Raw genomic sequence first — 11953 nt, 5'->3', positions numbered from 1 at the left:
CCCGCCGGATCGCCGGCGCCATGCCGGAACCGCCGGGGGACTGCTACGTCCGGGGGCGGGAAACGTGCCTGAAAAAATTGTATGTGATTCAGTTCATATAGCAATGCTATAGGTGCTAGGGTAGCGGTTATGAGTTTGGATGGCCAGCTTCCCGCCAAAATGCGGCTGCTCCGTGCGGCCGCGGAATTGTTGGCCAAGTCCGCCGGGGCGCCCGTCTCCACCCGCCAGATCACCCAGCTGGCGGGGGTTTCGGCGCCCACGCTCTACCACCACTTCGGTGACAAGGAAGGTCTGTTTGACGCCGTCGTCGCCGCGGGGTTTGAGGAATATGTCGCGGGCGAAAGGGATTTCGCCCCCTCCGGGCAGCCGCTTGAGGACATCCGGAGAATGTGGGACAACCACGTCCAGTTCGGCTTGAACCAGCCGGAACTGTACCTGGTGATGTTCGGCAACATCCGCCCGGAAAGCCGGCCGGCCATCGTGGCAGATGCCGAGGCGCTGATGGAGGAGATGCTGAACAAGGCAGCGGCGGCGGGCCAGCTCAACGTCCAGCCCAGGGAAGCGGCCAGGTCCATCCTGGCGGCCAACGTGGGCGTGACGCTGATGCTGATTGCGGAGCCCGCCTCCGAACGCAACCTTGAACTGTCCACCATGACCAGGGATGCCATGATCTTCGCGGTGTCCGCCGAACCGGCCAATGGCCCGGCTCCGGAGTCCACCGGGAAATCCTCGGTGGTGGTGGCAGCGATCGCCCTGAACGCCGCACTTCAGGCTTCGCACTCTGACCAGCTCTCGAGCTCGGAACTCAAACTTTTCCTCGAATGGCTGCACCGGATCTCCACCAGCCCGGCCGGCTGACCCGGCACACCACCAAAGCACCATCCGCTCCACCAGCAGTACGTCGTCGTATCTATCGGACCATCCTGCGGAGCAGCAGGAATGACGGTTAGGAAATCACATGGCAACAGAGACAGTTGCAAAGCCGCGCACCAGCGCCAGGGTCCACGTCCAGAAGTTCGGGACCTTCCTGTCCGGCATGATCATGCCCAACATCGGCGCCTTCATCGCCTGGGGCATCATCACCGCCCTGTTCATTGAGAAGGGCTGGCTGCCCGTTCCGCAGCTGGGTGGTTTCGGCGAGACCGGCGGAAAGCCCAACATCGGGCTGGTAGGCCCCATGATCACCTACCTGCTGCCGCTGCTGATCGGCTACACCGGCGGCAAGATGGTCTACGACGTCCGCGGTGGCGTGGTGGGCGCCATCGGCACCATGGGTGTGATCGTCGGTGCCGGCATTCCCATGTTCATCGGCGCCATGATCATGGGTCCGCTGGGTGGCTGGACCATGAAGAAGATCGACTCCATCTGGGACGGCAAGATCCGCCCCGGCTTCGAGATGCTGGTCAACAACTTCTCCGCCGGCATCTGGGGCGCACTGCTGGCGTTGCTGGGGTTCTACGGCATATCGCCGGTGGTCACGGCCTTCAGCGAGGCGGCAGGCAACTTTGTGAAGTTCCTGGTGAGCAACGGCCTGCTGCCACTGACCAGCATCTTCATTGAACCCGCCAAGGTCCTGTTCCTGAACAACGCCATCAACCACGGCGTGCTCACCCCGTTGGGCGTCCAGCAGTCGCTCGAGCAGGGCAAATCCATCCTCTTCCTGTTGGAAGCCAACCCCGGCCCCGGCCTGGGCATCCTGCTCGCGTACATGTTCTTCGGACGCGGTGCGGCCAAGGCCTCCGCTCCCGGTGCCGCCATCATCCAGTTCCTCGGCGGCATCCACGAGATCTACTTCCCGTACGTCCTGATGCGCCCGCTGCTGATCCTGGGCGCGATCGCCGGCGGCATGACCGGCATCGCCACGCTGGCCATCACCAACTCCGGCCTGGTGGCCCCGGCAGCCCCGGGATCCATCTTCGCCGTGCTGGCCCAGACCTCCCGTGACAGCTACTTCGGCGTGATCCTCTCCGTGGTGCTGGCGGCCACCGTGTCCTTCCTGGTCTCCTCGGTCATCCTGCGCACCACCAAGCACAGCGACGAGGTTGACCTCGGAGATGCCACGTCCCGCATGGAAGCGATGAAGGGCAAGAAGAGCTCCGTTGCCTCCACGCTCACCGGAGCCGGAGCCGGAGCGGGTGCCGCCGGCCAGGGCGGCGTGGGCGTCCTCGCCGGACCCGTGCGCAACATCGTCTTTGCGTGCGACGCCGGCATGGGCTCCAGCGCCATGGGCGCCTCGGTGCTGCGGAACAAGATCAAGGCGGCCGGCTTCCCGGACGTCAAGGTCACCAACGCCTCGATCGCCAACCTCACCGACACGTACGACGTGGTCATCACGCACCAGGACCTGACCGAGCGCGCCAAGCCGGCCACTTCCAGCGCCGTGCACTACTCGGTGGACAACTTCATGAGCAGCCCGCGGTATGACGAGATTGTCGAACTGGTCCGGGAAAGCAACACCGAAGGAGCCACGGCAACCGAAGGACCGGACGCCGGAGCAGGCACCCCGGGTGGGGCCTCCGCCTCCGCCCCGGTGGACGCGGCGCCCGCCGCAACTGCACCGGCCGGCGGTGAGGTCCTGGCACGGGAGAGCGTGGTCCTGAACGGGTCCGCCACCACGCGCGACGCCGCCATCGACGAAGCCGGCCGGCTCCTGCTGGCCCGCGGCGCGGTGGACGAAGGCTACATCGCAGCGATGCACGAGCGGGAAGCGTCAGTGTCAACCTACATGGGCAGCTTCCTCGCCATCCCGCACGGCACCAACGCCGCCAAGGACCACATCCGCAAGTCCGCGGTGTCCGTGATCCGCTACCCGGAGGGCATTGACTGGAACGGCAAGGAGGTGAAGTTCGTGGTGGGCGTCGCGGGCATCAACAACGAGCACCTGCACATCCTGTCCTCCATCGCCAAGGTCTTCACCAACAAGGAGCAGGTCGCCCGGCTTGAGGCCGCCACCTCTGAGGATGAAGTCCTCGAACTCTTCGGAAAGGTCAACGCATAGTGAAGGCAGTACATTTCGGTGCCGGCAACATCGGCCGCGGCTTCGTGGGCCTGCTCCTGCATGATGCCGGGTACGAGGTAGTGTTTGCCGACGTCGCGGAGGGACTCATCGCCCAGCTGGCGGCAGCCGACAGCTACGCCGTGCACGAGGTGGGGGAGAACCCCGCCGTGCGGACAGTGGATAACTTCCGCGCCCTGAATTCCACTGCCCAGGAAGCGGAGCTGGTCTCGGAGATCGCGACGGCGGACATCGTCACCACCGCGGTGGGTCCCCACGTCCTCAAGTTCGTTGCGCCCGTCATCGCCCGGGGTATCGTGGCGCGGGAGCCCGGGCTGGCGCCGTTGCAGGTGATGGCCTGCGAGAACGCCATCAACGCCACGGACATCCTGGCCAAGGAGGTGGCGGCCCAGCCGGGCGCCGCCGCCGGCGCCCTGGACGGCAAGGTGGTGTTCGCGAACACTGCGGTGGACCGGATCGTGCCCAACCAGGAACCCGGCCAGGGCCTGGACGTCACGGTGGAAACGTTCTACGAGTGGGTCATCGACCGCACGCCCTTCGGTGATGCCGCGCCGGTGATCCCGGGAGCCACGTTCGTGGACGACCTCTCGCCCTACATCGAGCGGAAGCTCTTCACGGTGAACACGGGCCACGCCTCGGCCGCCTACTTCGGTTTCGAGGCAGGGTTGGAAAAGATCTCCGATGCCATGGCGGACCAGGATGTCGCCGAGGATGTGCGGGCGGTGCTGGAGGAGACCAAGCAGCTCCTCGTGGCAAAGCACGGCTTCAGCAACGATGAGCAGGAGGCGTATGTCCAGAAGATCCTGGTCCGGTTCTCCAACCCGCACCTGCCGGATACGGTCAACCGGGTGGGCAGGGCGCCGCTGCGCAAACTGAGCCGGCACGAGCGGTTCATCGGACCGGCCGCGGAACTGGCTGAACGCGGAGTGGTTCCGGAGGCACTGCTGGGTGCCATTGCCGCAGCCCTGCGCTTTAACGACCCTGCCGACGCCGAGGCCACGGAACTCGCCGGCATCCTGGGCTCCAACAGTCCGGCCGACGCCACGGCGAAGATCACGGGGCTGGAGCCGGAGCACCCGCTGTTCAGCGCCGTGTCCACCCTCGTGGAGGAGCGGCAGGCAGAACTGGCGAGCACCTCCGCCTGACCCGCCACCGCGAAGACGACGTACCGCATAGGACGACGCCGGCACTTTCCGCAAGTGCCGGCGTCGTCCTTTTGTGTGGCAGGCTGGGCACGTGAGCCCCGAACCAGACACCACGCGTTCCTTGCTCGCTGCCGGCGCCGACGGCGGGACCTTCCTCCTCCGGCACGCCACCCGGGCGGACCTGCCCGCCATCGTCCGGCTGCTCGCCGATGATGCGATGGGCGCCGCGCGGGAGTACGGCGCGGACATGGCCCCCTATGAGCACGCCTTTGACGCCATCGACGCCGATCCGGCCCACCTGCTCCTCGTGGGGGAGCTGGTGCCGCAGGGGGAAGAAGCGGGTGCGGTGGTGGCCACGTTCCAGCTGAGTTTCCTTCCCGGCATCTCGCGCCAGGGCGCCTGGCGTTCGCAGCTCGAGGGCGTGCGGGTGGCCGGGGCACTGCGCGGGCAGGGCATCGGAAAACTGATGGTGCAGTGGGCCATCGACGAGTCCCGGCGCCGCGGCTGCAGCCTGCTGCAGTTGACCACCCACGCCAGCCGTACCGCGGCGCAGCGGTTCTACGGGCGCATGGGTTTCGAAGCGAGCCACGTCGGGATGAAGCTGGCGCTTTGACCGTTGACCGTTAGGTACCCTAAATGTTAGGGTACCTAATGATGAAAGATGCAGAACTGCAGGAGCTCGCCAGCGGGTTCCGCGAAGCCCTCCGCCACAGCGTCTACCTCGTCCGGCGCCTCGATGCCGACGGCGAGCTCAGCGCCGCGCAGCTCAGCACCCTCAAGATGCTGCTCGGCGACGGCCAGCGCGTGGGCGAAATCGCCCGGAACCTCGGCGTCCGCGTGCCCAGCGCCACGGAACAGATCATCAAGCTCGAGCGGGCCGGGCTGGCCCGCCGCGAGCCGGATCCCGCGGACTCGCGTGCCGTGCGGGTGGTCCTGACCGCTGAAGGGCGCGCCGCCGTCGAGTCCGCAAACCAGCGGCGCAACGAGGTGATGGCCGGGATCCTCAGCACCCTCACGGACACGGACCGGACCGCGCTGGCGGCAGCGCTGCCCGTCATCAGCAAAATCATCAACGCAGCCCAGAACTGACTCCCCCCGACAACTAGGAGCACCCTCCATGGACGGCCAGCTGGCAGAAACCCTGCAGGCACCAGAGAACACCCTCAAGGCCGAAAAGGCCTCTATCCTGAAGCAGCCGAAGGCGGTGTGGGCCACAGCCCTCGCCGCCGTCTTTGCCTTCATGGGCATCGGGCTGGTGGACCCGATCCTGCCTGCCATTGCCACCAATCTGGACGCCAGCCCCAGCCAGGTGTCCCTGCTCTTCACCAGCTACTTCCTGGTCACCGCGGTGGCCATGCTGATCACCGGCTTTGTCTCCTCCCGGATCGGGGGCAAGCGGACCCTGCTGATCGGGCTGGCCATCATCGTCGTCTTCGCCTCGCTCTCCGGCCTGTCCGGCAGCGTCGCGGAGCTCGTGGGCTTCCGCGCCGGCTGGGGCCTCGGCAACGCCCTCTTCGTGGCCACCGCCCTGGCCGTGATCGTGGGCGTCGCCAGCGGCGGCGCCGGGACGGCCATCATCCTCTACGAGGCGGCCCTCGGCCTGGGCATCTCCCTTGGCCCGCTCCTGGGCGCCCTCCTGGGCGGCTGGCAGTGGCGCGCACCGTTTTTCGGCACCGCCGTCCTCATGGCTGCAGCCTTCATCGCCCTCATCGCGCTGCTGCCCGGGACCCCGCTGCCTGAACGCAAGGTGCGCCTCCGCGACCCCCTCCTGGCGCTGGGCCACAGGGGACTGCGCACGACGGCGGCGAGCAGCCTGTTCTACAACTACGGCTTCTTCACCATCCTGGCTTTCACCCCGTTCATCCTCGGCATGGACGCCTACGGCATCGGCGGAGTCTTCTTCGGCTGGGGCGTTGCCGTGGCCGTCTTCTCCGTCTTCGTCGCGCCGGTCCTGCAGAACCGTTTCGGTGCCGTGAAGGTGCTCACCGGCACGCTGTTCCTGCTCCTGCTGGACCTGGCCGGGCTGGGGCTGGCGGCCGGGCACTCGGTGCCTGCCGTCGTCGTGCTGGTCATCGTGGCGGGCGCCCTGCTCGGCGTCAACAACACCATTTATACGGAACTGGCCATGGGTGTCTCCGACTCCCCGCGCCCCGTGGCCTCCTCCGGCTACAACTTCGTCCGCTGGATGGGCGGGGCGCTGGCCCCGTTTGCGGCGGCCCAGCTGGGCGAGCACTTCGGCCCGCAGGTGCCGTTCTTCGCCGGTGCCGGGGCCATGTTCGTTGCCATTGCCATCGCCTTCGGCGGCCGCTCGTACCTCTCCGCGCACGAACCGCACGTGGTGTAACAGCGTCCTGCCAAGCGAAAACAGCAAACCCTCCATCACCTGATGGAGGGTTTGCTGTTTTACTGCGGAACGTGATGGGGCGCTGCTAGCCCTTGGCGGAACCCTTGGGCACGAACAGCGTCTCGGCCTGCTCCAGGGACATGCCGTTCGTCTCCGGCACCTTGAACATGACAAAGAAGAAGGACGCCGCTGCGAACAGCGCGTACATGGCGTAAGTCAGCGGCAATGACGCGGAGGCCATCACCGGGAAGCTGAGGGTGATCACAAAGTTGGCCACCCACTGCGCGGCAGCGGCCAGGCCAAGGGCACGGGCGCGGATCCGGGACGGGAAGATCTCTCCCAGGAGCACCCACACGAGCGGCCCCCAGGATGCGCCGAAGCTCACTACGAAGATGTTGGCGGCCACGAGCGCCACGGGACCCCAGGCACCCGGCAGGGTGATGTTGTCACCCGATCCGGTGGCGGAGGAGAACGCCAGGGCCATGGCGCCCAGGGACACCGCCATGCCTACCGATCCCGCGAGCAGGATGGGCCGGCGGCCAACGCGGTCCACCAGGGCGATGGCCACCAGGGTCACCAGGATGTTGGTGACGGAGGTTGCCACGGAGATGGCCAGTGAGTCCTTCTCCTGGAACCCCACGGCCTTCCACAGGGTGGTGGAGTAGTAGAAGATCACGTTGATCCCCACGAACTGCTGCAGCACGGACAGGATGATGCCCACCCACACCACTGCCTGCAGGCCGAAGGTCTTGCCGCGGAGGGATCCCTTCTGGCCGGCCAGCTTGTCTTCCTCGATGGCTTCCTGGATTTCGCGGATGTGCCGGTCCGTGTCTTCGGCCGGTGCAATGGAGTCAAAGACCTTCCGGGCTTCGTCTTCCTTGCCCTTGAACACCAGGAACCGCGGGGACTCGGGCAGGGTGAAGGCTATCCAGCCGTACACGACGGCGGGCGCTGCTGCCGCGAGGAACATCCACCGCCACGCTTCAATGCCGAGCCAGAACCTTTGGTGCGCGCCGCCCGCGGACGTGGCCAGGAGCGCGTCGGACAGCAGCGCGGCGAAGATACCGGTGGTGATCGCCAGCTGCTGCAGCGAGGCCAGCCGCCCGCGGACCTGCCGGGGGGAAATCTCGGAGATGTAGGCCGGGGCGATCACGGACGCCAGGCCGATGCCCAGCCCGCCCACCAGGCGCCAGAACACCAGGTCCCAGATGCCGAAGGCGAAACCGGTGCCGAGGGCACTGACCAGGAACAGCAGCGCGCCCAACTTCATGGCGGGCACGCGGCCGTGGCGGTCGGCCACCTTGCCGGCAAGGAATGCGCCGGCCGCGCAGCCCAGCAGCGCGATGGCCACGGCGAAGCCGGTCACCGCCTCGGAGAGCGCGAATTCCTCCTTCATGGCATCCACCGCGCCGTTGACCACGGACGAGTCGAAGCCGAAGAGGAACCCGCCCACCGCCCCCGCGAGCGCCAGCCAGATCACCCGCCGCGGTATCCCGGTGGTTGTCTGCTCCTGTGCAGTGGGCATGGTTCTCCCTGGGTCTTGGGTTTGATGGATGCGGTGCGGACGTCGTCGGCTGCGGTACCGGCCAGAGAGCCGGCGCACACGCGCCTAACAGTGTGGCACGTCACGGCGCCTCGATCCACTCGGCGTCCTGCACATCAAGCGGCTGCCTCCCCTGACGCGCAGCAGAGGAGATTGGGTTTTCTAGTGGGCGATGGCCGCGGCAGTGTCCTCCGGCGAGGCCTTCTGGTCCGTCAGCTTCTTCCGCGGGAGGGCGAAACTGATGAGGAACGCCAGGCCGGTCAGCGCGGCCGCGGTCAGCATCACGGTGTCGATGGCACCGGCGAATCCCTCGGTGATGGGGCGGGTCAGCGTGCCGTTGGCGGTGTGGAGCCAGCTGGTGTCATTCAGGGAGTCGTTGGACGCGCCGTTCTTGAAGAAGTCGTACAGCTTCGCGTTGGCGGGGTCTGACGCCACTGCAGGGTCCTTGAGGACGGCCAGGTAGGCCGGATCCGTGGCGGCGGCCTTCATGCCGTCCGCAATCCTGTCGGCGGCCATGCTGAAGAGCATGGAGATGAAGACGGCGGTTCCCACCGCGCCGCCCATGGAGCGGAAGAAGGCCGCGGAGGACGTGCCCACGCCCATGTCGCGCGGCGGAACAGACGTTTGCATGGCCAGGGTGAGCGGCTGCATGCAGAAGCCGAGGCCGACGCCGAAGAAGACGGCGATGAGGCCCGGAACCCACAGGGCGGTGTCCACCCGCAGGGACAGGCCCATCACGATGGCGGCGGCGGTCAGGATGCCGGTGCCCATGATGGGGAAGATCCGGAACGTGCCGGAGGCTGAGATGGTCCGGCCGGCTGTGATGGAGCCGAACAGGATGCCCACGGTGAAGGTGATCATCATCAGGCCGGCTTCGGTGGGGGTGAGCCCCTTGACCAGCTGCAGGTACATCGGCAGCATGGCGATGGCACCGAACATGCCGATGCCGATGATGAAGTTCAGCAGCGACGACAGCCCGAACGTGAGGTTGTGGAAGAGCCGCAGGGGGATCAGGGCGTAGTCCCCGGCACGCTTCTCGGCCAGCAGGAACCAGGCGATGCCCACCACGCCCAGGCCGTAGCAGAGGAACGAGTTGGTGGACGCCCAGCCCCAGCTGCGGCCCTGCTCGGCCACGAGGAGGAGCGGAACGATGGCCACGGTGATGGCGGCGGCGCCCCAGTAGTCGATCTTCTGCTTCAGGTGCTTGGCGGGCAGGTGCAGGAACAGGAACACCACCACCAACGCGGCAAGGCCGATGGGCAGGTTGATGAAGAACACCCAGCGCCAGCCGTCAAAGCCCAGGATGTTGGCGGAACCGGCGAAGGCGCCGCCCACCACCGGGCCGAGGACCGAGGAGATTCCGAAGACGGACATGAAGTAGCCCTGGAACTTGGCCCGGTCCTTGAGGGACACGATGTCGCCGATGATGGTCAGCGCCAGGGCCAGCAGGCCGCCGGCGCCCAGGCCCTGGATGCCGCGGGCCACGGCCAGTTCGGTCATGGAATGCACCGACCCCGCGTAGAGCGAGCCCACCAGGAAGATGGCGATGGCTGCCAGGTACAGCGGGCGGCGGCCAAAGATATCGCTCAGCTTGCCGTAGAGCGGGGTGCTGACCGTGGACGTGATGAGGTACGCCGTGGTGGCCCAGGCCTGGAGCGAAAGCCCGTCCAGGTCATTGGCAATGGTGTAGATGGACGTGGACACGATCGTCTGGTCGAGCGATGCCAGGAACATGCCCAGCATCAGGCCCACCATCACGGTGACGATCTGGCGCCGGGTCAGCGTCTCTCCTGCGCCGGGCGCGGCAGTGGCTTTGGACATGGGTGCTCCAAGGGGAAGAAAAGGAAATCAGCAGCGATAGTTGCTTTCAGTAACTATCTTACCTGCTCTTTCTATTCCCCTGACTGCGGGTTGTTCCCTTAGGGCTCCACGAGGATGCCGTCCGGGTCGCACCAGACAGTGGCTCCGGGGCGGAAGGTCACGCCGTCGATCACCACGTCCACGTCGACCTCGCCCGCGCCGGCCTTCAGGCTCTTCTTCGGGTTGCTGCCCAGGGCCTTGACTCCGAGGTCCAGCTGCGCGATGGCCACCCGGTCACGGATGGCGCCATTGATAACGACGCCGGCCCAGCCGTTCGCCACGGCGCTTTCGGCAATCATGTCCCCCATCAGCGCGGTCCCCAGCGATCCGCCGCCGTCCACCACCAGCACCGCGCCGTTCCCGGGCGAGCCGAGCGTGGATTTCACCAGCGCATTGTCCTGGAAACAGCGGATGGTCCGCACCGGACCGCTGAAGTGCGTGCGGCCACCCAGGGACTGGAACTGCAGCGACACGGAGGCCAGTTCATCGCCGCGCTCGTCGTAGAGGTCTGCGGTGTTGATGCCGGCGCCTTGGGCTGGGGTGGGTGCGCTCATGTGGTTCTCCTTTGTACGGCGGACCTTGGAGTACGGCTGGACGGACTGCGGGAGCCACGTCCACGGACGGCCCCTTAGCGCCCACGATAGTCTGGTTCCACCGCCAATCGGCCGCACCAGGGGGAGCCAAGCCAATGAGTCTGCCAGATACGCCCGCCGCCCCGGACGGCACCTCGGATGGCACAAGCACGACGGCGGCGCTCGCCGAGCCCACACAAAAGGTCACCGCGCGCTGGGTCACCGGACTGGTCCTGGTCAACGTGGGCATCAACGCGGCCTTCTTCGGCCCCATCAATGTCTTCATCGGCCAGCAGGCGATCAGCATCGATGCCCCCAGCAAAGAAGCGATCCTGTCGCTGGTGACTGCCTGCGGGGCGGCCGTGTCCCTGGTGGCCAATCCGCTCTTCGGCGCCCTCTCGGACCGCACCACATCCCGCTTCGGCCGCCGGGCCCCCTGGGTTCTGGCCGGGGCCGTCCTGGCCACGGCCGCACTCGTGGCCATGTCCTTCTCCACCGTTGTGGCGCTGATGGTGCTGTTCTGGTGCCTGGTGCAGCTGGGCGCCAATGCCGCCTACGCGGCCATTACCGCTGCCGTCCCCGACAGGGTGCCCGTCATCCAGCGCGGCAGCGTGGGGGGACTTGCTGCGATGGGCCAGACGCTGGGCATCCTCACCGGCGCCGTCTTTGGCGCGGTGGTGTCCGGAAACTTCGTGTTGGGTTACTGGCTGTGTGCGGCTGCGCTGCTGCTGTCCGTGCTGTCCTACCTGTTCCACCGCAATGACCCTGCCCTGCCGAAGTCGGAGCTGGAGGTGTTCCGGCCCCGGGTCTTCATCAAGGGCTTTTGGATCAGTCCCTTCATCTACCCCGATTTCGCCTGGGCCTGGCTCACCCGCTTCCTGGTCAACGTGGGCAACCAGCTCACCATCGTGTACCTGCTCTTCTTCCTGCGGGACGTCATCGGGTACGGGGATCCTGCCACAGGGGTGCTGGTCCTGACGGGAATCTATGCCGTGATGGTGATGATTACCGCAGTGCTCGCGGGGCCGTGGAGCGATCGGGCAGGGAAGCGGAAGCCGTTCGTGATCGGTTCCTCCGCCACCATCGCCATGGCCGGGGCCATCATGGCGTTCTTCCCGGTCTGGCCCGGGGCGCTGGCCGGTGCCGCCGTCCTGGGTATCGGCTTCGGCGCCTACCTCGCGGTGGACTTCGCGCTGCTGACCCAGGTCCTGCCGTTCGCCGTGAGCCGCGGGAAGGATATGGGCGTGATCAACGTGGCCAACTCCCTGCCCCAGGTGGTTGCCCCGGGGCTGGCGCTGTTGGCCGTCACTCTGTGGGGAGGTTACCGGACGCTGTTCCTCACGGCCGCGGTCATCGGCCTGCTCGGTGCCGTCTTCGTGGTCAAGATCAAGGGCGTGGACTGACATCCCCGCCACTCGGCCGTAAGGCTGCTGACGAATGAGGTCACGGGCGTGTGGCGTATAGTTGAGGCGG

General features: G+C 66.8%; 10 protein-coding genes. 7 read left to right on the top strand and 3 right to left on the bottom strand.

All coding sequences use genetic code 11. The features are described 5' to 3' along the window. Nucleotides 1-129 precede the first annotated feature (129 nt). The 6 genes from K4G53_RS04440 to K4G53_RS04415 all read left to right on the top strand — a co-directional run bounded on the left by K4G53_RS04440 (nt 130) and on the right by K4G53_RS04415 (nt 6505). A complete protein-coding gene (locus tag K4G53_RS04440) occupies nt 130-858 on the top strand; it encodes a TetR/AcrR family transcriptional regulator (RefSeq protein WP_221384295.1) in 729 nt (242 codons plus the stop codon). A 100-nt stretch (nt 859-958) separates the two neighbouring features. Further along, entirely contained in the window at nt 959-2998 is a 2040-nt protein-coding gene (locus K4G53_RS04435; protein WP_221384294.1) for a PTS mannitol transporter subunit IICBA, read from the top strand. Beyond that, nucleotides 2998-4161 carry a mannitol-1-phosphate 5-dehydrogenase gene (locus tag K4G53_RS04430; RefSeq protein ID WP_221384293.1) on the top strand — a complete coding sequence of 388 codons (1164 nt, stop codon included), beginning with the start codon at nt 2998-3000 and terminating at the stop codon, nt 4159-4161. Before K4G53_RS04435 ends, K4G53_RS04430 begins: the two co-directional genes overlap by 1 nt. 91 nt (nt 4162-4252) lie before the next feature. Continuing rightward, on the top strand, nt 4253-4774 hold the full coding sequence (locus K4G53_RS04425; protein WP_374226145.1) for an N-acetyltransferase family protein: 522 nt from the start codon (nt 4253-4255) through the stop codon (nt 4772-4774). A gap of 38 nt (nt 4775-4812) precedes the next feature. Further along, entirely contained in the window at nt 4813-5250 is a 438-nt protein-coding gene (locus tag K4G53_RS04420) for a MarR family winged helix-turn-helix transcriptional regulator (RefSeq protein WP_260323234.1), read from the top strand. Nucleotides 5251-5278: 28 nt separating this feature from the next. Next, nucleotides 5279-6505, top strand: a complete 1227-nt coding sequence (locus K4G53_RS04415; RefSeq protein ID WP_221384291.1) for an MFS transporter — start codon at nt 5279-5281, stop codon at nt 6503-6505. A gap of 85 nt (nt 6506-6590) precedes the next feature. Here K4G53_RS04415 and K4G53_RS04410 read toward each other — a convergent pair whose 3' ends face one another. The 3 genes from K4G53_RS04410 to rraA all read right to left on the bottom strand — a co-directional run bounded on the left by K4G53_RS04410 (nt 6591) and on the right by rraA (nt 10462). Continuing rightward, on the bottom strand, nt 6591-8030 hold the full coding sequence (locus K4G53_RS04410) for a sugar porter family MFS transporter (protein WP_221384290.1): 1440 nt from the start codon (nt 8028-8030) through the stop codon (nt 6591-6593). Between the two features lie 180 nt (nt 8031-8210). After that, nucleotides 8211-9869 (bottom strand): MDR family MFS transporter, encoded by a 1659-nt coding sequence (locus K4G53_RS04405; protein ID WP_221384289.1) that lies wholly within the window; start codon nt 9867-9869, stop codon nt 8211-8213. A gap of 98 nt (nt 9870-9967) precedes the next feature. After that, nucleotides 9968-10462: a ribonuclease E activity regulator RraA gene (rraA, locus tag K4G53_RS04400; RefSeq protein ID WP_221384288.1), complete on the bottom strand. Its 495-nt coding sequence runs from the start codon at nt 10460-10462 to the stop codon at nt 9968-9970. Between the two features lie 134 nt (nt 10463-10596). Between rraA and K4G53_RS04395 the strand changes: the two genes are divergently transcribed. After that, complete coding sequence (locus K4G53_RS04395) at nt 10597-11883, top strand: MFS transporter (RefSeq protein WP_221384287.1); 1287 nt, start codon at nt 10597-10599, stop codon at nt 11881-11883. Nucleotides 11884-11953: the final 70 nt, after the last annotated feature.

The sequence above is a fragment of the Arthrobacter sp. MAHUQ-56 genome (genome assembly GCF_019710585.1).
In the GTDB taxonomy this organism is placed as follows: domain Bacteria; phylum Actinomycetota; class Actinomycetes; order Actinomycetales; family Micrococcaceae; genus Arthrobacter.
This window is presented reverse-complemented; position numbering and strand designations above follow the sequence as displayed.